This window comes from Nesterenkonia sp. AN1 (assembly GCF_000582475.1).
GTDB classification, from domain to species: Bacteria; Actinomycetota; Actinomycetes; order Actinomycetales; family Micrococcaceae; genus Nesterenkonia; species Nesterenkonia aurantiaca.
Window position 1 is genome coordinate 24,223 of the sequence record NZ_JEMO01000020.1, and the last position, 22,148, is coordinate 46,370.

At 68.0% G+C, this 22,148-nt stretch carries 19 protein-coding genes; 14 read left to right on the forward strand and 5 right to left on the reverse strand.

All coding sequences use genetic code 11. The annotated features are described in order from the left end of the window. Window positions 1-85: 85 nt before the first annotated feature. From BG28_RS11020 to tmk, 3 genes are read right to left on the reverse strand one after another with little or no spacing between them, the layout of a single operon-like run. Window positions 86-1,669 carry an alpha/beta hydrolase gene (locus BG28_RS11020; RefSeq protein WP_036476709.1) on the reverse strand — a complete coding sequence of 528 codons (1,584 nt, stop codon included), beginning with the start codon at window positions 1,667-1,669 and terminating at the stop codon, window positions 86-88. Beyond that, entirely contained in the window at window positions 1,662-2,819 is a 1,158-nt protein-coding gene (locus BG28_RS11025) for a DNA polymerase III subunit delta' (RefSeq protein WP_036476712.1), read from the reverse strand. Before BG28_RS11025 ends, BG28_RS11020 begins: the two co-directional genes overlap by 8 nt. Continuing rightward, entirely contained in the window at window positions 2,816-3,469 is a 654-nt protein-coding gene (gene tmk, locus BG28_RS11030) for a dTMP kinase (protein WP_036476714.1), read from the reverse strand. The genes BG28_RS11025 and tmk overlap by 4 nt, the downstream gene beginning before the upstream one ends. Window positions 3,470-3,597: 128 nt before the next feature. Here tmk and BG28_RS11035 point away from each other — a divergent pair, with 128 nt between their 5' ends. The 3 genes from BG28_RS11035 (at window position 3,598) to BG28_RS11045 (ending at window position 6,140) form a co-directional block, all read left to right on the forward strand. Further along, on the forward strand, window positions 3,598-4,959 hold the full coding sequence (locus tag BG28_RS11035; protein ID WP_036476717.1) for a PLP-dependent aspartate aminotransferase family protein: 1,362 nt from the start codon (window positions 3,598-3,600) through the stop codon (window positions 4,957-4,959). Between the two features lie 9 nt (window positions 4,960-4,968). After that, on the forward strand, window positions 4,969-5,280 hold the full coding sequence (locus BG28_RS11040; RefSeq protein WP_051501343.1) for a DUF2516 family protein: 312 nt from the start codon (window positions 4,969-4,971) through the stop codon (window positions 5,278-5,280). Window positions 5,281-5,393: 113 nt separating this feature from the next. Beyond that, window positions 5,394-6,140, forward strand: a complete 747-nt coding sequence (locus BG28_RS11045) for a phosphoglyceromutase (protein WP_036476719.1) — start codon at window positions 5,394-5,396, stop codon at window positions 6,138-6,140. A gap of 73 nt (window positions 6,141-6,213) precedes the next feature. Here BG28_RS11045 and phoU read toward each other — a convergent pair whose 3' ends face one another. After that, entirely contained in the window at window positions 6,214-6,867 is a 654-nt protein-coding gene (gene phoU / locus BG28_RS11050; protein WP_036476883.1) for a phosphate signaling complex protein PhoU, read from the reverse strand. A 170-nt stretch (window positions 6,868-7,037) separates the two neighbouring features. Between phoU and BG28_RS11055 the strand changes: the two genes are divergently transcribed. The 11 genes from BG28_RS11055 to BG28_RS11105 all read left to right on the forward strand — a co-directional run bounded on the left by BG28_RS11055 (window position 7,038) and on the right by BG28_RS11105 (window position 21,467). Further along, the gene (locus BG28_RS11055; RefSeq protein WP_084479663.1) at window positions 7,038-8,303 is read left to right on the forward strand and encodes a cell wall metabolism sensor histidine kinase WalK; all 1,266 of its coding nucleotides are present in this window, start codon (window positions 7,038-7,040) and stop codon (window positions 8,301-8,303) included. Then, window positions 8,300-8,980, forward strand: a complete 681-nt coding sequence (locus tag BG28_RS11060; protein ID WP_036476722.1) for a response regulator transcription factor — start codon at window positions 8,300-8,302, stop codon at window positions 8,978-8,980. The genes BG28_RS11055 and BG28_RS11060 overlap by 4 nt, the downstream gene beginning before the upstream one ends. Window positions 8,981-9,036: 56 nt before the next feature. Further along, window positions 9,037-10,728, forward strand: a complete 1,692-nt coding sequence (purH, locus tag BG28_RS11065) for a bifunctional phosphoribosylaminoimidazolecarboxamide formyltransferase/IMP cyclohydrolase (protein ID WP_084479664.1) — start codon at window positions 9,037-9,039, stop codon at window positions 10,726-10,728. A gap of 328 nt (window positions 10,729-11,056) precedes the next feature. Next, complete coding sequence (mgtE, locus tag BG28_RS11070; protein WP_036476892.1) at window positions 11,057-12,391, forward strand: magnesium transporter; 1,335 nt, start codon at window positions 11,057-11,059, stop codon at window positions 12,389-12,391. Window positions 12,392-12,466: 75 nt separating this feature from the next. Next, window positions 12,467-14,692: an NADP-dependent isocitrate dehydrogenase gene (locus BG28_RS11075; RefSeq protein WP_036476724.1), complete on the forward strand. Its 2,226-nt coding sequence runs from the start codon at window positions 12,467-12,469 to the stop codon at window positions 14,690-14,692. 1 nt (window position 14,693) lies between these two features. Continuing rightward, the gene (locus tag BG28_RS11080; RefSeq protein ID WP_036476725.1) at window positions 14,694-15,608 is read left to right on the forward strand and encodes an NAD(P)-dependent oxidoreductase; all 915 of its coding nucleotides are present in this window, start codon (window positions 14,694-14,696) and stop codon (window positions 15,606-15,608) included. Between the two features lie 70 nt (window positions 15,609-15,678). Continuing rightward, window positions 15,679-16,212 carry a gamma carbonic anhydrase family protein gene (locus tag BG28_RS11085; protein WP_036476726.1) on the forward strand — a complete coding sequence of 178 codons (534 nt, stop codon included), beginning with the start codon at window positions 15,679-15,681 and terminating at the stop codon, window positions 16,210-16,212. Window positions 16,213-16,324: 112 nt separating this feature from the next. Further along, window positions 16,325-17,290 (forward strand): TIGR03885 family FMN-dependent LLM class oxidoreductase, encoded by a 966-nt coding sequence (locus BG28_RS11090; RefSeq protein ID WP_036476727.1) that lies wholly within the window; start codon window positions 16,325-16,327, stop codon window positions 17,288-17,290. After that, a complete protein-coding gene (locus tag BG28_RS11095; RefSeq protein WP_036476728.1) occupies window positions 17,290-18,981 on the forward strand; it encodes an alpha-amylase family protein in 1,692 nt (563 codons plus the stop codon). Before BG28_RS11090 ends, BG28_RS11095 begins: the two co-directional genes overlap by 1 nt. A 109-nt stretch (window positions 18,982-19,090) precedes the next feature. Beyond that, window positions 19,091-20,962: a hypothetical protein gene (locus BG28_RS11100; protein WP_036476729.1), complete on the forward strand. Its 1,872-nt coding sequence runs from the start codon at window positions 19,091-19,093 to the stop codon at window positions 20,960-20,962. A 271-nt stretch (window positions 20,963-21,233) separates the two neighbouring features. After that, window positions 21,234-21,467 carry a hypothetical protein gene (locus tag BG28_RS11105; RefSeq protein ID WP_036476731.1) on the forward strand — a complete coding sequence of 78 codons (234 nt, stop codon included), beginning with the start codon at window positions 21,234-21,236 and terminating at the stop codon, window positions 21,465-21,467. A gap of 116 nt (window positions 21,468-21,583) precedes the next feature. On the opposite strand, the gene BG28_RS11110 is transcribed toward BG28_RS11105, so the two are convergent. Beyond that, on the reverse strand, window positions 21,584-22,048 hold the full coding sequence (locus tag BG28_RS11110; RefSeq protein ID WP_036476733.1) for a Fur family transcriptional regulator: 465 nt from the start codon (window positions 22,046-22,048) through the stop codon (window positions 21,584-21,586). Between the last annotated feature and the right edge of the window lie 100 nt (window positions 22,049-22,148).

Here is a 22,148-nt window from a genome sequence, read left to right on the forward strand (position 1 = left end):
CGATGATTCAGAACTGCCGCGTGGACGTCGTCGTCACCGGTACTGAAGAGTCTACAAGGCGATTTCTACAAGCGGTAGAAAAAGTTCAGCAGTCCGTCCGGCCTTCGGTGAGCTCCCCGCCGATCAGGTACCGGTCCACGGCCTCATCCACACAGCCGTTGCCCGCCCGGTAGGCGAGGTGTCCCTCGCCCTCGCGGATGATCAACGAGGACTGCGGCACCTGTTCGTGCATGTTCTCCGCCCATTCCACCGGGGTGGCCGGGTCACCGGTGGTGCCGATCATCAGCAGCTCGTCCACCTCGCCGAGGTCCGGGTTCCAGGGCTCGGACACGTTCTCCGCGGGCCATTCTCCGCAGATGACCGCGCGGTGCCCGAGGTAGGGCCCGAAGGTGGGCGCCTGCTCGGAGACCTCCTCGAACTCGGCGTCGATCTGCTCCTGGTCCTGCGGCATCGGGTAGTCCAGGCACATCACGGCGTTGAAGGCGAAGCTGTTGATCCACTCGTAGCTGCCGTCGGGGCTCCGGCCGGCCTGCAGGTCCGCGAAGTACTGGAACATGGTGAAGTCCTCCTGGCCCAGGGCCACGGACATCGCCTCAGAGAGCACCGGCCAGGCCTCGCGGCTGTACATCGGGGTGATGAATCCGCTCACCAGGGTGGAGACGTTGACGGTGCGCCCGTCCGCGCCCTGTACCGGGGTCTCCGCGACGCCGGCGAAGAGCTCCTGCACACCCTCGATGACCTCCTCCACGGTGTCACCCGCGGGGCAGGTCTCCTGCTCGATGCACCACTGCGCGTAGTTCTCCAGCGCCACCTCGAAGCCGAGCGCCTGACCCTTGTTCAGCTCATGGGCATCGATCGAGACATCGAGCATCCCATCCAGGACGAAGCGCCCGACCCGGTCGCCGTAGTGCTCGGCATAGGTCATGCCCAGCTTGGTGCCGTAGGAGAAGCCCAGATAGTTCAGCTCATCCTGATCCAACACGGCCCGGATCACGTCCATGTCCCGGACCGCCGAGAGGGAGTCCACGTGCCCGAGCAGGGCGCCGCTCTCGGACTCGCACTGGGCGGCCAGCTCGGCCGCCGACTCGCGGGCCTCGGCATAGGAGGACGCATCGTCGAGCTGCTCCTCGGAGACCTGTTCCCGGTACTCGTCCATCTCGGCGTCGTCCAGGCAGGTCACCGGTGCCGACCGGTGCACCCCGCGCGGGTCGAAGCCGATGATGTTGTAGTGCTCGATGAGCTCCTCGCTGAACGCGACCGAGAGCGAGTCCGCCACGGCGTCATAGCCGGAGGAGCCGGGTCCGCCGGGGTTGGTGAGCAGATGCTCGGCGTCGTCCCCGCCGGTCTGGGAGCTGATGATCCGGATCTCCAGGTCCTCCTGCGCCCCCGGCTCGGCCCAGTCCATCGGCACCGTGACATCTGCGCACATCATGGTCTCCTCGCAGGAGGTCCACTCGATGTCCTGGTCGTAGTACGCGGTGTAGTCCTCGGCCGCGCTGGGGAGCTCCTCTGCGGGCACCGAGGTGGCGGTGATCGGCTGCGCCTGCGCCTCCGCCGCGCCGGAGTCGGACTCCTCACCTGAGTTCACGCAACCCGAGAGCAGCAGCGCGGCCGCGGCGGTGAGGCCGACCAGCCGCAGCCCGCGAGGAGAGAGCACATTCTCAGGCACGGGACCTCCCGGGTAGGAACTGCATCATCAGGGCCTCCATGGCCAGGAGCGGGGGCACATTCTGGGTGATCCGGACCCGGGCGGCGTTGATCGCGTCGAGCCCGGCGAGGGTCTGCTCGGCGCTGAGCGACTCCGCATAGCGTTGCAGCTCCTCACGCAGGTGTTCATTGATCAGCTCCGCACCGGTGCCCAGCTTCAGGCTCAGCACATCCCGGAACACCGCGGTGAGATCGATCAGTGCGCGATCCAGGGAGTCCGCGACGGCGCGCTTGGCCCGCCGGGTGTTCTCCTCCTCCAGCTTCTTGAACTGGCTGCGCAGCTTGGGCGGGATCTTCTCTTCGGCGTCGAGACCCAGCGACCGACGCAGCGAGGCCTGCTCGGCCTCCAGCCGCGCCGCGGCGGTGCTGGCAGCATCCGCCTGTGTCATCTCCACCAGCGAGCCCGCAGCCTTGATAGCGGCCGAGGACGAGGTCAGCCGCAGCGGCAGCGTGACCACCTGCTCACGACGACGACGCGCCTCCGGGTCCCGCGCCAACCGGCGCGCCACCCCGATGTGGTTCTGCGAGACCCGGGCGGCGAAATGCGCCTGCTCCTCGTTGAGGCCGTCCCGGGTGCTCAGCAGCTGGGCCACCGCAGCGGTGGGCGGGATCCTCAGGCTCACCAGCCGGCAGCGCGAACGGATGGTGACCAGCACGTCGGCCGGGCTCGGCGCGCAGAGCACCCAGAGCGTATGCGGCGGCGGCTCCTCGATGGCCTTGAGCAGCACATTGGTGGCGCGTTCGGTCATCCGGTCCGCGTCCTCGACCACGATCACCCGCCAGCGAGCGCCCTGCGGCTTCTCCTGCGCAGTGGTGATCAGCGCACGCACATCCTCGATCTTGTAGGTCACGTTCTCGGTGGAGACCAGCTTGACCGAGGGGTGGCTCTGCGCGGCGACCAGCCGGCAGGACCGGCACTCGCCACAGCCGCGGGCCGCCGGCTCCGGCTGCTCACAGTTCAGCGCCGCCGCGAAGGCGCGCGCGGCGTTGGAGCGCCCCGAGCCCGGGGGACCGGTGAACAGCCAGGCATGGGCAGGGGTGCCGGATCCGGCCGCGCGACGCAGCTGTTCGACCACGGCGTCCTGCCCGACCAGCTCGGTGTAGACGCTCATGAGTTCAGCAGCTCCTGACCCAGCAGCTCCTGGACTCGGGCCCGGATCTGGGTGTGCAGCTCCTGTGCGGGGCCGGAGGCCTCAAGCACCAGATAGCGACCGGGGGCAGCCTCGGCGCGGGTGAGGAAGGCATGGCGGAGCCGGTCATGAAAGGCGTCCTCGGCGGATTCGATCCGATCCGAGCGCCCCGCACGGCCTTCCCGGCGAGCTCGGGCGGCGGCCGGGTCCAGGTCCAGCAGCACGGTCAGGTCGGGCTGCAGTCCTCCGGTGGCGAAGCCGTTGATCGCCGCCACCGCCTCGGTCCCGAGCTCGCGGCCCTCACCCTGGTAGGCGACCGAGGAGTCCACGTAGCGGTCGCAGAGCACGAAGCGCCCGGCCTCCAGCGCCGGCTCGATCCGCTGGACCACGTGGGCGGCGCGTGAGGCGGCGAAGAGCAGCGCCTCGGTGCGCGGATCGATCTCGCCCTGATCGTGCTCCAGCACCAGCGAACGGATGCGCTCGCCGATCGCGGTGCCGCCGGGCTCGCGGGTCCGCTCATAGGGCACCGCCTGCTCCTGGAACCAGGACTCGAGCAGGTCCAGCTGGGTGGTCTTGCCGGCGCCGTCGCCGCCTTCGAAGGCGACGAATCCTCCGCGTCTGAGATGGGTCACACGTCCAGCCTACCCAGCCCCAGGGACACGGAGGTGACACGCAGTTCTCACGCGCAGCCCGCACCACCGGGCGTCCACCACCGTGCGCGCCACCCGGGCCGTCACCGGCGCTGGGGTACCGTAACGGTGTGAACCAGCATGAACGCACCTTCGTGGTCAACGCGGGCCGCGGCCCTCATGGACCGAACCAGCCCGTCAACATGCCCGTGGACTTCACCTCCACGTACTCCTACCGGCCCGGCGTGCACGCCGCGCAGGACTACGCCCGGGAGGGGATGCCCTCCTGGGAGCCGCTGGAAGAGCTGCTGGCGCAGCTCGAGGCCGGCACCCGCACGACCTCGCAGTCCCAAGGGCTGGTCACCACCGCCGAGGAGCACCCGGTCCAGGTGCTGCCCGGCCTGCTGTTCTCCTCCGGGATGGCGGCCATCTCCGCCGTGGTGCAGCTGCTTCCCCTCGGAGGCCACCTGATCATGCCGCGACACAGCTATATGGGCTTCTCCGCGCTGGCCCAGCAGATGGCAGACCAGGGTCTGCTCACGCTGCACCGGGTGGACATCGCCGACACCGAGCAGGTCACCAGCACGCTGCACGACGTCTCCACCCTGGCCAGCGCCCAGGACGACATGGTGATGCTCTGGGTCGAATCCCCGACCAACCCGATGCTGGAGATCGCCGACCTCCCCGCGGTGCTGACCGCCGCGAAGAAGCGCGGGGTGCTCACCGCGGTGGACAACACCTTCGCGACTCCGCTGCGCCAGCGCCCACTGAAGCACGGGGCCGATGTGGTGGTCCACTCGGTCACCAAGTTCCTCTCCGGGCACTCGGATTTGATCATGGGCGTCGCGATCACCGGCGACCCGGAGATCCACGCCCGGCTGCACCAGCACCGCACCCTGCACGGCGCGATCCCCGGCCCCATGGAGGTCTTCCTCGCGCTGCGCGGCGTGCGCACCCTCGCGGTGCGCCTCGACGCCTCGGAGTCCAGCGCGGGTGAGCTGGCCCGCCGGCTGGATGAGCTCAGCCAGGACGCCGGACTGCCGCTCCGCAAGGTCAACTACCCGGGACTCGCGGCACACCCGCAGCACCAGCGCGCCGCCGAGCAGCTCGGCGGCTTCGGCGCGATCCTGACCATCGAGCTCGACGCCGACCAGCCCGATCCCGCCGAGGAAGCCAGAACTGCCGACCAGCCCGGTCCCGCCGGAGATCTCGGCCCCGCCGGCGCACCGGAGACTGGGCGGCGGATCTCCAATCAGCGCAGCGAGGCCGAGGTGGCCGACGCCGTGCTCAGCGCGCTCACGCTCTGGACCCCGGCCACCAGCCTGGGCGGCGTGGAGTCCCTGGCCGAGCGCCGTCGTCGTCATCCCGGTGAGCCCTCCTCGGTCCCTGACGGGCTGATCCGCCTCTCGGTGGGCATCGAAGATGTGGAGGATCTCTTCGCAGATCTGCTCAACGCGTTGCGCACCGCCGCAACCGGGGAGCCCATCCGATAACATCGGGGTATGCAGTCTCCCCTCTCTGATATCTGGATCTTCGTCCTGCAGACCGAAGCCTGGATGCACCTGGCCTTCGCCCTGGTCTGCCTCGGCCTGGCCATCGTCGCGCTGGTCAAGTGCATCCCGAAGAACGCGCAGCGCTTCGACATCGCCTTCAAGCGGACCAAGGGGTTCTGGCTGGGTATGACCGGCGGTGCCGTGGTCCTCGCGCTGCTCGGCGCTGCCGGAGCCGGTCCCTTCGGCCTGATCTTCCCGGTGGCCGCGGCCTGCATGGCGATGGTCTACCTGACCGACGTCAACCCCGAAGTCTCCGACTGACGTGTTCCGTTCGACCTGAACCGGTCGTCCTGAACCGGTCGTCCTGACCGGGACCGCTGACCGCACCCCCGCGCCGATTTCCATGTTCGACTCCGAAAGGGAGACACACTCCTATGGCCTATGACCTGATCCTGCTCCGCCACGGGCAGAGCGACTGGAACGAGAAGAACCTCTTCACCGGCTGGGTGGATGTGCCGCTGACCGCGCTGGGCCGTGAAGAGGCCGCGCGCGGCGGAGAGCTGCTCAAGGAGCACCAGCTGCTGCCCGACGTGGTGCATACCTCGCTGCTGCAGCGCGCCATCACCACCTCACACCTGGCGCTGGAGACCGCGGACCGGCTCTGGATTCCAGTGAAGCGGGACTGGCGGCTCAACGAGCGCCACTACGGCGCGCTCCAGGGCAAGGACAAGGCCGAGACGCTGGCGCAGTACGGCGAGGAGCAGTTCATGCTGTGGCGCCGCTCTTATGACACCCCGCCGCCGGAGATCGCCGCCGACGACGAGTTCTCCCAGCTGGGGGATCCGCGCTACGCCGATCTCGGTGACGCCGCGCCGCGCACCGAGTGCCTCAAGGACGTCGTGGACCGGATGATGCCCTACTGGGAGTCCGCCGTGATCCCGGATCTGCGCGAGAACAAGACCGTGCTGCTCGCAGCCCACGGCAACTCGCTGCGCGCGCTGGTGAAGTACCTCGACGGCATCTCCGACGAGGACATCGCCGGGCTGAACATCCCCACCGGGATCCCGCTGCACTACCGGCTGGACGAGGATCTGAAGCCGCTGAACCCCGGCGGCACCTACCTCGACCCCGAGGCCGCGAAGGACGCGATCCACGCCGTAGCGAACCAGGGCAAGAAGTAGCGGGCAGGAAACAGCCTGCACAGCAGAAGATCCCCTCAGACATCGAAAGATGTCTGAGGGGATCTTTCGTGGTTCACCGTTCGCGGGAGTCCCAGGCGCCGGTGACCAGGTAGTCCACCTTGTTCGCCACCGAGACCCCATGGTCTCCAAAGCGTTCGAAGAACCGGCTCACCAAGGTGGAGTCCACGCTGGTGGCGGCGCTCTGCTGCCAGTCCTCGGCGGCCACGGTGGTGAACACCGAGGCGTGCAGATCATTGAGCTGTTCGTTGAGTGCATGGATCTCCGCGACCAGGTGCAGCTCGCGGGTCTCCAACAGCGTGATCAGCCGCGAGGAGATCTGCGTGGAGAGCTTCGCCATCTTCTCAAAGACCGGGTGCAGCGCGTCCGGGGCCACCCGGTCCGGGTAGCGCATCCGGGCGAGCTGGGCGATGTGCCGCGCGAGATCGCCCATGCGCTCCAGCGAGGTGCTCATCCGCAGCGCCCCGACGATCATGCGCAGGTCCGAGGCCACCGGGCCCTGCAGCGCGAGCAGCTCGATGGCCTTCTCATCGAGCTCCACCTGCAGCCGGTCGATCTGCGCGTCGGCGGCGATGACCTCCTCCGCCAGCTGGAGATCGGTGGTGTCGAAGGCGGTGTAGGCCTTCTCCATCGCGGTGTGGACCAATGTTGTGATCTGGATCAGCTGCTCACCAAGGTTGATGAGGTCTGCCTGAAAGAGCTTTCGCACGTCTTCGCGTTCCTTTCCCGCCGTGGAGTATCCCGACAGTGAATCCTTGCCGGTGCAGATGAACACCAGCGAAGTCAGCAGTCGACGCGCAGGTGAACGCTGGTTGAACCCTGGGAGCCGTTGTCGCCATTTGGCCCCGCCCGCCCGGCGCCGGGCCTAAGCTGTAGGACGTGGATCCCCTGCTCATCGCCGCACTCTCCGGCGTCGTCGGCCTGGCACTGGGCGTCGTCGGCATGTATGCCTTCCGCGTCAGTGAGAAGCAGCGCGGCGCCGGCATCGACGTGGACGAACCCTTGATGCCCGCCGGTGCCACCGAGGTGCTCGCCTCGCTGGGCCTGGCGTACATCGTCGTGGACACCGTGGACGGGGTGGTGCGCGCGAATCCCGCCGCCTACGCCTTCGGCCTGGTCCGCGGGCATACCGTGGTCCACCAGCAGCTGCTGAACCTCACCGCCCGGGTCCGCGGCGACGGGGTGATCATCGACCAGGAGCATGAGCTGGCGCGCGGCCTGCAGGGGGAGACCTCCCTGGTGGTGCACCTGCGCGTGGCACCGCTGGGCGACGAGTACATCCTGGTCCTCGCCGATGACCGCACCGAGTTCTCCCGGATCGAGGCGGTGCGCAACGACTTCGTCGCCAACGTCTCCCACGAGCTGAAGACCCCGGTCGGGGCGATCTCGTTGCTGGCGGAGACCATCGAAGACGCTGCCGACGACGACGTCGCCGTCCGCCGGTTCACCCAGCGCCTGCACAAGGAGTCCCGCCGGCTCGCGGCGCTGGTCCAGGACATCATCGAGCTCTCCCGGGTCCAGGGCAAGAACGTGGTCCACGCCGGACGGCCGGTGGACCTCGAAGACGTCATCGCCGACGCCGCGGACCGCTCCCGGCTGCCGGCGGAGTCCAAGAACATCGAGCTCAAGATCGGCGGCACGCTGCCGCACCGGGTCCACGGCGACGCCGATCAGCTCGCGATGGCCTTCCGGAACCTGATCGACAACGCGGTGCGCTATTCCCCGGAGTCCACCCGGGTCGGCATCGGGCTCTCCAGTCGCGACGGGATCGCCCAGGTCACCGTCACCGATCAGGGGATCGGCATCGCGAAGGAGGACCAGGAGCGGATCTTCGAGCGCTTCTACCGGGTCGACGCCGCGCGGTCCCGGCAGACCGGCGGCACCGGCCTGGGCCTGAGCATCGTCAAGCACGTGATCACCAACCACGGGGGCGAAGTGGCGCTGTGGTCCCAGCAGGGGAGGGGCTCCACGTTCACCGTGCGGCTGCCCGAGCTGGACGAAAGCCTCGACACCCTAGAAGGGCTCGGCCGCGGCGCGGCAGGGCTCGCCGAAGCATCCGATCGCACCGCCCCATATGGTCCTGCATCGCGTCACAGTGCAGCGAATCCGGCCCCCACACGGGCCGGCGAAGGAGGAAACGCGTGACCAGAATTCTGCTCGTCGAGGATGAGCCCTCATTCTCGGAAGCCCTGTCCTACACCCTGGAGAAGGAGGGCTACGACGTCGTCGTCGCCGAGAACGGCTTCGACGCGGTCGAGATCTTCACCCGCGAGGGGGCCGACCTGGTCCTGCTGGATCTGATGCTGCCCGGCCAGTCCGGCACCGAGGTGTGCCGCCAGATCCGGCTGCAGTCCAATGTTCCGGTGATCATGCTCACCGCGAAGGACTCCGAGATCGACAAGGTCGTGGGTCTGGAGCTCGGGGCCGATGACTACGTCACCAAGCCCTATTCCTCCCGCGAGCTGCTCGCCCGGGTCCGTGCGGTGCTGCGCCGCCGGGTCGAGACCGAGATCGACGACGGCTCGATGGTCACCGCGGGACCGGTCAGCATGGACATCGAACGCCACACCGTGGAGGTCCAGGGCGCCGCGCTGAGCCTGCCGCTGAAGGAGTTCGAGCTGCTCGAGATGCTGCTGCGCAACGCCGGACGGGTGCTCACCCGCGGCCAGCTCATCGACCGGGTCTGGGGCTCGGACTACGTCGGTGACACCAAGACCCTCGACGTCCACGTCAAGCGGCTCCGGGCCAAGATCGAACCCGACCCGTCCCGGCCGGAGTTCCTGATCACCGTGCGCGGGCTGGGCTACAAGTTTGAGTCCTGAACCGGGTCGGTAGACTGGTCCAGGTCCCCAAGCGTCGTCCCCTCACAGGAGTGTGCATGAGCATCGTCAGCGATTCCGCAGCGCAGAACAACACCGCGGCTGCACCCTCACCCACCTCCGGAGGCCCATCGCGCCAGCCGATCCGACGCGCTCTGATCTCGGTCTATGACAAGACCGGGCTCGAGGACCTCGCCGCAGGGCTGCACGCCGCCGGCGTCGAGATCGTCTCCACCGGCTCCACCGCCAAGCGCATCGCCGCCGCCGGCGTCCCGGTGATCGAGGTCTCCGAGGTCACCGGCTTCGCCGAATGCCTCGACGGCCGGGTCAAGACCCTGCACCCGAGGGTGCACGCCGGGATCCTGGCCGACCGCCGCCGCGAAGACCACCGCGCGCAGCTCCAGGAGCTTCAGATCGAGCCCTTCGACCTGGTCGTGGTGAACCTCTACCCCTTCGCCGACACCGTCGCCTCCGGCGCCGCCGAGGACCAGATCGTCGAACAGATCGACATCGGCGGCCCCTCCATGGTCCGTGCCGCCGCCAAGAACCACGCCTCCGTCGCAGTGGTGGTGGACCCGCTGCGCTACCACGACGTCGTCACCGCAGCCGGTGCCGGCGGCTTCAGCCTCGCCGCCCGGCAGCGCCTGGCGGCTCTGGCCTTCGCGCACACCGCCGCCTACGACACCGCGGTGGCGCGCTGGACCTCCCAGCAGTTCGACGACGACTTCGACGCCGCCTCGGTGCCCGCCTCGCCGCTGAGCCGCACCGAGAAGAAGCTGAACTTCCCGCCCTACGCCGGGCTCGCGCTGCAGCGCCTGGACACGCTGCGCTACGGCGAGAACGCCCACCAGCCCGCCGCGCTCTATGCCGACTCCAGCGCCGGACCGGGCCTGGCGCAGGCCAAGACCCTGCACGGGAAGGCGATGAGCTACAACAACTATGTCGACGCCGACGCGGCGGTGCGCACGGCCTTCGACTTCGCCCAGCCCGCCGTGGCGATCATCAAGCACGCCAACCCCTGCGGCGTGGCCGTGGGCGCCACCGTGGCCGAGGCCCACCGCAGCGCGCACGCCTGCGACCCGCTCTCGGCCTTCGGCGGCGTGATCGCCGCCAACCGCACCATCACCGCCGAGATGGCCAAGACCGTCTCGGAGATCTTCACCGAGGTCGTCGTCGCTCCGGCCTTCGAGGAGGAGGCGCTGGCGATCCTGACCAAGAAGAAGAACATCCGGCTGCTGCGCCTGCCCGAGGGTCACCGGCGCGATCGGGTGGAATATAAGCAGATCTCCGGGGGCATGCTGCTGCAGGCCTCGGACGCCGTGGACGCCGAGGGTGACACCACCTCCGGCTGGAAGCTGGTCTCGGGCGAGGCCGCCGAGCCTGAGATGCTCGCCGATCTCGACTTCGCCTGGCGTGCGATCCGCTCGGTGAAGTCCAACGCGATCCTGCTGGCGAAGAACCAGGCCACCGTCGGGATCGGCATGGGCCAGGTGAACCGGCTGGACTCCTGCCGACTCGCCGTCCAGCGGGCGAACACGCTCGCCGGTGACGGTGTGGAGCGCGCCCGCGGATCCGTCGCGGCCTCCGACGCGTTCTTCCCGTTCGCCGACGGGCTGCAGAGCCTGATCACCGCGGGTGTGCGCGCCGTCGTGCAGCCCGGCGGGTCCCAGCGCGACGAGGAGGTCATCTCGGCAGCCCGCGACGCCGGCCTGACCATGTACCTCACCGGGACCCGACACTTCTTCCACTGATCTGCTGATCCACCGATCTACGGATCTGCTGATCCACCGATCTACGGATCTGCTGATCCACCGATCTACGGATCTGCTGATCCACCGATCTACGGATCTGCTGATCCACCGATCTACGGATCTGCTCTACGGATCTGCTGATCCACCGATCTACGGATCCACCGATCTACGGATCTGCTGATCCACCGATCTACGGATCTGCTGATCCACCGATCTACGGATCGACCACCACCACCGCCGATCAAATCCGCAGCCGCGGAGCACCATGCCGTCGGCCCCGGACCTGATCGCCCTATGCCTGCTCGGCACCCTCGAAAGGGTGGAACCTGTGAACGAACTGCTAGACGAGCTGGAAGACATGATCCGCGACGAGCGCCTCACGGAGCTGCGCCGCGCACTGGACGAGCTCAACGTCGGTGACGTCGTGGACTTCCTGGAACGCCTGGGTGTGAAGGACCGTGCGGTGGTCTTCCGGCTGCTCTCCAAGGGTGTCGCGGTGGAGGCGTTCGACCTGCTGGACCAGTCGCTGCAGGGTGAGATCATCGAAGGCCTCAAGGACGCCGAGGTCGCGCACTACTTCGAGTCGCTGGACCCCGATGACCGGGTCCGGCTGATGGATGAGATGCCGGCCTCGGTGGCCCGGAGGATGATGCGTCACCTGGATCCCCGGGAGCGCAGCCTGACCAGCATCGTGCTCGGCTACCCCAGCGGCACGATCGGTCGCCAGATGAGCCCGGAGTTCGTCGCGATCCCGGAGCACTGGACCGTCGCGGAGGCGATGGAGAAGGTCAGCAAGGCCGGGGAGGACGCTGAGACGCTCTATACCCTGCCCGTGGTGGACGCGGGACGGCTGCTCAAGGGCGTGGTCTCGCTGCGCGACCTGGTCAGCAGCAGCGGGGAGGTGCTCGTCGTGGACCTGATGCGCGAGGCGGATTCGGTGGACGCCGATCACGACGCCGAGGACGCGGCCCGCATGTGCGCGGACCGCAAGCACCTGGCCGTGCCGGTCACCGACTCCGAGCACCGGGTGGTCGGCATCTTCACGGTCGACGACGCGCTGGACATCCTGGAGCGCGCCGAATCCGAGGACGCCGCCCGCCACGGTGGCTCCGAGCCGCTGAACCGGCCCTACCTCTCGACTCCGGTGCTGCAGATCATGCGCTCGCGCGTGGTGTGGCTGCTGGTGCTGGCCCTGGGGGCCGCGCTGACCGTGCAGGTGCTCGACGTCTTCGAGGGGACCATCGAGGCGATGGTGGTGCTCAGCCTGTTCGTTCCGCTGTTGATCGGCACCGGAGGCAACACCGGAAACCAGGCAGCGACCACGGTCGTGCGCGCGCTGGCGCTGGGCGACGTGGGCACCCGCGACGTGTTCAAGGTGCTCTGGCGCGAGGTCCGCGTCGGCATGACGCTCGGCGCCACCCTCGGCGTGCTGGGCTTCCTGGTCGCCGGCCTGTTCTACGGCTGGGACATCGGCATGGTGATCGGACTGACCCTGCTCTCGATCTGCACCCTCGCCGCATCGGTGGGCGGACTGATGCCGCTGCTGGGCAAGAAGCTCGGCGCAGACCCGGCGGTCTTCGCCAACCCGTTCATCTCCACCTTCGTGGACGCCACCGGGCTCATCGTGTACTTCATGATCGCCCGCGCCGTGCTGGGAATCTGAGTGCCCAGGCCGGCAGGGCCATCTGGGGTAGATTTGTGACCAGGGAAACACATAAAACCGAACTTGAGGAGATCCATGCCGCAGGCAAAGATCATCTATACCAACACCGACGAAGCGCCGATGCTGGCCACCTTCTCCCTGAAGCCCATCGTGGAGGGTTTCGCCGCCCCCGCCGGGGTTGAGGTCGAGACCCGCGACATCTCCCTCGCCGGGCGCATCATCTCAGCCTTCCCGGAGTACCTGCGCGAGGACCAGCGTGAGAGCGACGCCCTCGCTGAGCTCGGCGCCCTGGCGAAGACGCCCGAAGCCAATATCGTGAAGCTGCCGAACATCTCCGCCTCCGGTCCGCAGCTCAAGGCCGCCATCGCCGAGCTGCAGTCCGCCGGCTACGCCCTGCCCGACTACCCCGAGTCCCCCTCCACCGAGGAGGAGCGCGAGGTGCGCGCCCGCTACGGCAAGGTCCAGGGCTCCGCCGTGAACCCGGTGCTGCGCGAGGGCAACTCGGACCGCCGCGCCCCTGCCTCGGTGAAGAACTACGTGCGCGCCAACCCGCACTCCATGGGTGACTGGAGTGCCGAGTCCAAGACCAACGTGGCGACCATGGACTCCGGCGACTTCGCCGCGAACGAGCAGTCGGTGGTGCTGGACTCCGAAGACACGCTGACCATCACCCACGTCTCCACCGAGGGCACCTCCACGGTGCTCAAGGAGTCCCTCCCGGTCAAGGTCGGAGAGGTCGTCGACGCCACCGTGATGCGCGCCGCCGAGCTCGACGCGTTCCTCGCAGCCCAGGTGACCCGTGCCAAGCAGGAGAACGTGCTCTTCTCGGCCCACCTCAAGGCCACCATGATGAAGGTCTCGGACCCGATCATCTTCGGACATATCGTGCGCGCCTTCTTCCCGAGCCTCTTCGAGAAGCACGGCACGACCCTCGCCGAGGCAGGGCTCTCCGCCAACGACGGACTGGCCTCCATCCTGGCCGGCGCCGAGAAGCTCGGCGAGGCCGGTGAGGCCATCAAGGCCGAGATCACCCAGGGCCTGGCCGATGGTCCGCGGATGTCGATGGTCGATGACTCCAAGGGCATCACCAACCTGCACGTGCCCTCCGACGTGATCGTGGACGCCTCGATGCCCGCGATGATCCGCAACGGCGGCAAGGCCTGGGGCCCCACCGGAGAGACCGACGACACCCTCGCGGTCATCCCCGACTCCTCCTACGCCGGGGTCTACCAGGCGGTCATCGAGGACTGCCGCGCCCACGGCGCCTATGACCCCACCACCATCGGCACCGTGCCCAACATCGGGCTGATGGCGCAGAAGGCCGAGGAGTACGGCTCCCACGACAAGACCTTCGAGATCGAGACCGCCGGCACCGTGCAGGTCACCAACGCCGCCGGCGACGTGCTCCTGGAGCATGAGGTCTCCGCCGGGGACATCTGGCGCGCCTGCCAGACCAAGGACGCCCCCATCCAGGACTGGGTGAAGCTGGCCGTGACCCGCGCCCGCGAGTTCGGCACCCCTGCGGTGTTCTGGCTCGATGAGAAGCGCTCCCACGACCGCACCATGATCGAGAAGGTCGATCACGCCCTGGCCGCGCTGGACACCGACGGGCTCGAGATCAAGATCCTCGACCCGGTGGCAGCCACGAAGTACACCGTGGAGCGTCTGCGCCGCGGCGAGGACACCATCTCGGTGACCGGCAACGTGCTGCGCGACTACCTCACCGACCTGTTCCCGATCCTGGAGCTGGGCACCTCCGCGAAGATGCTCTCCATCGTGCCGCTGATGGCCGGCGGCGGACTCTTCGAGACCGGAGCCGGAGGCTCCGCACCCAAGCACGTCCAGCAGCTGGCTGAGCAGAACTACCTGCGCTGGGACTCCCTCGGCGAGTTCTTCGCCCTGGTGCCCTCGCTGGAGAAGTACGCCGAGCAGGCACAGGCCCCCAAGGCCAAGGTGCTGGCCTCCGCACTGGACCGCGCCACGGCCACCTTCCTGATGGAGAACCGCTCCCCGGGACGCAAGATCGGCACCATCGACAACCGGGGCTCGCACTTCTACCTGGCGATGTACTGGGCCCAGGAGCTGGCTGCGCAGACCGAGGACGCCGAGCTGGCGCAGCGCTTCAGCTCGGTGGCCGAAGCCCTGACCTCGAACGAGGACCAGATCCTGAGCGAGCTCAACGGGGTCCAGGGTGAACCGGTGGATCTGGGCGGCTACTACCGTCCCGACGAGGCCAAGGCCTTCGCCGCGATGCGCCCCTCGGCGACGCTGAACGCCATCATCGACGGCCTCAAGGCCTGAGATGACCCGGCTCCACGTCAGGCCCGAGGCCGATGCCGCGCTGCGCGAGGGACTGCGAGAGCAGGGCGCCGAGCTGGTCGGGGAGGATGAACAGCCCGAGGGCATCATCGTCACCGGCATGTTCAAGACGCTGAACCTGGCCGAGGTGCTCGAGGCCAATCCGCAGGTGCGCTGGGTGCAGCTGCCCAGCGCCGGCATCGAGCTCTACGCGGAGGTTCTCGCTCGGTTCCCGGAACTGACCTGGACCTCCGCGAAGGGCTCCTATGCCAAACCGGTGGGGGAGCACGCGCTGGCGCTGACCCTTGCGGCGCTGCGCGGGCTCAAGGCCCGGGCCCAGGCGAGAAGCTGGGGCACCGAGGGCGGGATCTCGCTGAACGGGCTGCGCTGCGTCGTCGTCGGCGGCGGCGGGGTCGCCTCCGAGATCGTCCGGCTCTATAAGGCCTTCGACACCCACGTCACCGTGGTCCGGCGCACCGCCGAACCGGTGGAGCACGCCGATGTCACCGTGGCCTTCGAGGGTCTCGATGAGGCGTTGAAGGGCGCGGAGGTGGTGGCGCTCGCCGCTGCGGCCACCCCGACCACCCGGCACCTGCTCAACGCCGACCGGCTGGCGCTGCTGGCCGAGGGTGCGGTGGTCGCCAACGTGGGCCGCGGCAGCCTGCTGGACCAGTCGGCGCTCGTCGAGGCGCTGAGCACCGGCACGCTGCGCGGCGCCGGTCTGGACGTCACCGAACCGGAGCCGCTTCCCGAGACCGATCCGCTCTGGTCCCTGGAGAACTGCCTGATCACCCCGCACACGGCGGACACCACCGAGATGGTGGTGCCGCTGCTGCGCGAGCGGATCCTGGCGAACCACCGACGCTTCAGCGCCGGGGAGCCGATGCTGGGCCTGGTGGACCCCGCGCAGGGATACTGACCTCACCTCCACCGGCTGCCCGACTGCAGTTGACCACCCACCGCACCTATCGGAACCCAGGAGTCACCTCATGGTCTATGTGCTCACCGTCCGCGGACACACGCCCCAGATCGGTGAGGGCGTGTTCCTGGCCCCGACCGCGGCGATCACCGGGGAGGTCACCATGGCCCGAGACTCCTCCGCCTTCTACGGCGTCTCGGTTCGCGGTGACTCGGCCCCGATCACCGTGGGGGAGGGCACCAACCTGCAGGACAATGCGGTGCTCCACGCCGACCCCGGTCACCCGTGCACGCTGGGTGCCGGGATCTCGGTGGGTCACTCGGCCGTGGTGCACGGCTGCACCGTGGGCGACGGCTCGCTGGTCGGGATGAGCGCGACCATCATGAACGGCGCGGTGATCGGCGAGCAGAGCCTCATCGCCGCCGGGGCCGTGGTCCTGGAGGGTATGCAGGTTCCGCCGCGATCGCTGGTGGCCGGTGTGCCTGCGAAGGTCCGGCGCGAGCTGACCGAGGAGGAGATCACCGGGCTGCGCAGCAACGCCGAGGTCTATCTGGGGCATAAGGACGCGCACCGAGCAGCCCAGGAGACCGACGCCGCGTCCTAGCAGCGCCGAAGGTCAGCACCGCCCCGAGGTGACACGCCGCCCGTGTCCAGGTGAGCACCAGGGCACTCTCAGTAGCCTTTGTTCAAGGACACGAGACGAGAGGCAGTCACACATGACCATCTATGGGTTCCATGCATCACAGGAACAGATCGCCCCCTCCCAGCTGCTGCGCGATGTCCAGCACGCCGAGACGGTCGGCTTCCAGGCGGCGATGAGCTCGGACCACTTCATGCCCTGGTCGCACCGGCAGGGCCATTCAGGGTTCACCCTCTCCTGGCTCGGCGCCGCTCTCGCCACCACGACCTTCCCCGTCGGCTCGGTGATCGCTCCCGGCCAGCGCTACCACCCCGCCATCGTCGCCCAGGCCACCGCCACGCTCGGGGAGATGTTCCCCGGCCGGTACTGGGCCGCTCTGGGTGCGGGTCAGGCGATGAACGAACATGTCACCGGGGAGCTCTGGATGGACAAGGAGACCCGACGACGCCGGCTTCTCGAATGCGCCGACATCATCTCCCGGCTGCACCGTGGGGAACGCATCGTCAGCCACCGCGGATTCGTCAGCGTGGACGACGCCTACCTCTATGACCGTCCCGAGCAGCCGATACCGCTCTACGCGACCTGCATCACGCCCGAGGCTGCGCGTCTCGCGGCCACCTGGGCGCAGGGGATGATCACCCTGAACCAGCCTGAGGATGCGCAGAACGAGGTGCTCACCGCCTATCGCGAGGCGGGTGGCGAAGGACCCGCGCTGCTCCAGGTCCACCTCAGCTGGGCCCAGACCCGGGAGGAGGCGGAGGCCATCGCTCACGACCAATGGCGGACCAATGTCTTCGGCGCACCGCTGGACCAGGATCTTCCCACCCCGGAGCACTTCGACTCCGCCGCCGCAGAGGTCAGCCTTCAGACCGTGGCCAAGGCCGTCTGGATCTCCGCGGAGCCCGGCCAGCTCACCGAATGGCTGGGCGCCGCCGCCGAGCCCGGATTCGATCAGATCTACCTGCACCACGTGGGTCAGGAACAGCGGCCCTGGCTCGACCTCGCCGGTGAGGCGATCCTTCCCGACCTGAAAGGCGCCTGATGCGCATCGCCGACACCGCAGACCTCTGGTACAAGAACGCCGTCATCTATTGCGTGGATCTGGAGACCTACCTGGACTCCAACGGCGACGGGATCGGTGACCTGCCTGGCCTGACCCAGCGCATCGACTACCTGGCCGACATCGGCGTCAGCTGCCTGTGGCTGATGCCCTTCTACCCCTCGCCCCGCCGGGACAACGGCTACGACATCTCTGACATGTTCGGCGTCGATCCGCGTTACGGAGATCACGGGGACTTCGTCGAGCTGGTCCGGGTGGCCCACGACCGCGGGATCCGGGTCATCGTGGACCTGGTGATCAACCACACCTCGGATCAGCATCCCTGGTTCCGCAAGGCTCGCGCGTCCAAGGACAGCCCCTACCGGGACTTCTATGTCTGGCGCAGCGACACCCCGCCGGACACCTCCGAGGAGGCGATGTTCCCCGGCGCGGAGAACGGGATCTGGACCTATGAGGAGAAGACCGAGGAGTGGTACCTGCATCACTTCCTGCACACCCAGCCGGACCTGAACACCGGCAACCCTCAGGTCCGCGATGCGATCGCGAAGACCATGGGCTTCTGGCTCCAGCTCGGCGTGGACGGATTCCGGGTGGACGCGGTTCCCTTCGCGATCAACCAGACCACGCTCAGCGGCACCGCGCAGGACGACTTCATGGAGCCTCACGACTACCTGCGCACCCTGCGGGCCTTCCTGCAGCGCCGCTCCAGCGGCACCAGCTCGGCCATGGTGCTGGGAGAGGTGAACCTGCCGCATCAGGAGCAGCTGGCGTTCTTCGGCGGCGCGGACGGCGATCAGCTCACCATGCAGTTCGACTTCACGGTGAACCAGAAGACCTTCCTCTCCTTCGCCCGTGAGGACGCCCGGCCACTCGCCGAAGCCCTCGCCGAGCGCCCGAAGAACCTCTCCACCGAGACCCAGTACGCGAACTTCCTGCGCAACCACGACGAGCTCACCCTGGATCTGCTCTCCGCCCAGGAGCGCGAGGAGGTGCTCGACACCTTCGCCCCGGATGAGGACATGCGCTTCGCCGGACGTGGGCTGCGCCGCCGGCTGCCCTCGATGTTCGACGGTGACCCGCGACGGATCAAGATGGCCTACTCGCTGCTGTTCTCGCTGCCCGGCACCCCGGTGCTCTTCTACGGCGAGGAGATCGGCATGGGGGAGAACCTCGAGGTGCCGGGCCGCGAGGCCGTCCGCACGCCCATGCAGTGGAGCCAGGACAAGAACGGCGGATTCTCCTCCGCCCGCCCCTCGAAGCTCGCCCGCAAGGTCGTAGAGGGGCCGTTCGGCCCGGAGCACGTCAACGCGGCGCAGGCGCGCCGGGACGATGATTCGCTGCTGCACCACGTCAGCCGCCTCGCCCGGCGTTATCGCGACTGTCCTGAGCTGGGCTGGGGGACGCTGGAGATCCTGGACCAGCCGCATCACGAGGTGCTGGCCCATCGAATGTCCAGTGACGGACAGTCCATGATCCTGGTGCACAACCTCTCGCCGAAGTCCCTGGTGGTGCCGCTTACGCTGGAGGACGAGGATCGCGAGACGGAGCTGATCGACCTGCTCCAGGACGGAGTCTGCGCCATCGACGCGGAGCATCGCACAGAAGTGATGCTGGAGGGATACGGCTACCGATGGCTGCGAGTCAAGCGCCCCGGTGACCCTCGCCTGCTCTGAGCACGAGGCGCCCGGCGGTGCGCGAGGCGCTACGCTGAGGAGTCCCACCGGCGCCGTGGTCCCCACGGCGCTCCTGCCCCACACCCCGCACGTCCTTCGAGGAGGCTCTATGAAGCGTCCGGCGCTGACCGGCAGCGGTCTTGCCGCCGTCGTCCTGCTCACCGGCTGTGGCGCAAACCCCTTCCAGGGCGACGCCCAGGACGCGGAGCCGCAGGTCCCGAGCTTCGGGCAGATCCAGGACCGGATGTGGGAGGCGATGCTGACCGCAGAGACGGTGAGCATCGAAGGTGAGATCGAAGCCGCCGAGGCCGACGTCGATCAGATGTTCGAAGACATCGACGAGGAGGACACCGGGGACCTGCTGATCACCGGCGCCGTGGACGGCTCCGCCTCCGAGATGACCTTCACCGCCGGGGACGTCAGCTTCACCCAGCGCGCGATCGACGGCGTGGAGTACTTCCGCGGCGAGGACTTCGCCGCACTGCTGATGAGTGAGATGGATCAGGAGATCACCGACCTCATCGAGGAGGACTTCGTCACCTCGGTGGTCGTGGATCAATGGGTCCAGTTCAGCACCGACGGCGCCGGCGCGGTCTTCTCCGCCCAGGACTTCATCGGCACCTGGCAGCGCGAGCTCGACGGCGAGGAGATCGCCGCCCTGGAGGGTGCGGCGGAGACCCGCGACGGCGCGGAGGTCTACGTCTACACCACCGAGGACGGATCCACCGAGCTCGTGGTCGCCGCGGCCGGGGCGCCCTACCTGCTCGAGATGCGCGATGCGGACTCCCGCTACGAGTTCAGCGACTGGAACCAGACCCAGCGCCCCGAGGCTCCGGAGAACGTGATGACCCTGGACGAGATCTTCGAGGCCATCGCGGCCGAGCACGCTGGGCCACCGGAGACGAGGACCAGGCGCCGGATGACGGGGACGGGGAGTCCGAGGGCGAGACCTGAGCAGCACCAAGACCAGCACAACGGGGGGTTGTGGGGAGACGGGACGCCTGGAGCTGAGTTCAGGGTCTCTGGAACACATCTGAAGGGAAACACCATGAACAACGCGACGAAGAGATCTCCGAAGGCGGTCACCCGGGCATGGCGCACGACGGCGGTGCTGAGCATTGCGGCACTGACCCTGGCGAGCTGTGGTGACGGGGACGAGGACCCGCGGGTGGATGAGAACCCGCAGGAGGAGATCGACCCCTCGGGCGCCGAGGACCAGGGCGTGACATCGGATGAGATCGCCGAGAGCGAGGACGACCAGCAGGCCGCGGACCTCGCAGAGATCGAAGAAGACGTCTGGGAGTCGTCCCTGGACCAGGAGAGCGTCAACATCACCATGATGGCCGGGCTCGAGCGCGGCCAGGCGCTCTTCGGATACGCACCCGAGTTCTTCGAAGGCGAGGGCGAGAGCTTCGAGCTCACGGTCACCGGCGAACTCGAGGGGGACTCTGCCACCGAGCTGGACTACAGCCCCGATTTCCAGGTGCTGACCTTCGGCGATGACACCTACCAGTCGGTTGAGGCCTTCGCCTTCGACTACCAGGCGCAGGTCCCACCCGAGGTGGAGCCAGAGGTCGACGCCGAGGAGCTGAGCGCAGCGCTGAGCTCCGAGGGCGAGTGGGTCGATGTCAGCGACGCTGAGCCTTCGGTGCCGCGGACCCCTGCGGCCGTGCTGGAGATGCTGCGCGCGGAGGTCACAGAGACCCTGGACGTGGACTCGTTGGCCGAGCTTGAGCTGGATTCCGCCCTGGATACCCGAGACGGACAGAACGTCTGGGTCTACTCCAACGAGGAGGTCGAGCTGGCGGTGCTCGCCGATGAGGGCTCCCCGCAGCTGATGGGACTGCGCCTGCCCGGAGAGGACGCAGACCTCGAGGTCACGGTCTCGGGATGGGACGAGTCAGACACCCCTGAGGAGCCCGAGGACGAGACGATCATCGAGGACGAGCAGCTCCAGGGGATCCTCAACGAGCTGGTCTGATGCCTGCGTCGATGCCGATTCAGGACCAGGAAGCCCGGGTTTCTCCCAGCTGGCATCCAGAAAACAGGTGTCACTGCAACACCGGCTCGATATCTGGTTGGAGCTCGCCCTGAATCGGCTGAGAACGGCCGGATTGGCTTTCGTTCGTGCTCTTCCTCCGTGCAGAATGGATGCAGGTCGTCAAGGTGATCTCACACGGTCGCTCAATGATGACAGACCGCGGAAAGACCGCGCAGCATCTCACGATGCAAATGACGGAGGTAAACGAATTATGGCTACCACCGAAACAAGCAAGCTTCGCACTCTGGCCGGCGTCGTCGGCATCGGCTCACTGGCACTCTTCGGCGCCACCGCCTGCGACGATGGCGGGACCGAGACCGAGGATCCGGCAGTCGAGGATCCGGCGACCGAGGAAGAGCCCATGGAGGAAGACACCATGGACGACGAGACCATGGAAGAAGAGCCCATGGACGAAGAGACCATGGAGGACGACGAAGACGTGTAATTCTTGTCTTCCTCTTGAAGATCCCCTGCGGGGAGCTCCGGCTCCCCGTGGGGGATCTTTGCGTCTGCAGACTTCCGCCGCCGGCAGGGCCTCACCAGGCTGCCCGCGGAGGGCGGTCAGGCGTCGGTGGAGCCGGAGCCGACCAGCGCTTGGGTGCCTTGCTCGGTGTCCGCGCAGGTGCGGCAGATGCCGCGGAAGACGACGTCGGCGATCTGGATCTGCATCTGCAGACTGGGCGGCGCCTGCAGGCAGGGCGCCTCTCCGTGGACGCATTCCACATCTTCGATCCGACCGCAGCGGGTGCAGATCGCGTGATGATGATTGTCATGGGTGCGGGTCTCATAGCAGGCGGGCGAACCTGGAGGGTCGAACCTGCGCAGCAGCTCGCGTGCGGTGAGATCATGCAGCACCGTATAGACCGACTGCACCGTGATCTCCGGCAGCTGCGCGCGGACCGCGGCGTGCACCGCCTCGGCTGGCCTGTGTGGCGCGACGGAGACCGCCTCCAGCACCGCCAGGCGCTGGCGCGTCACGCGGAGTCCACGTTCGCGCAGCCGGGCAGGCCAGTCGGGGGAGGTCATGCCTCCAGTGTGCCGTACATATGAGTCATTCACAATAAAAATTGGCGCGTGTCACAGCCCGGCGTGACCGGCCCAGGCCCGCCCCGTGGTGCGCGAAGCC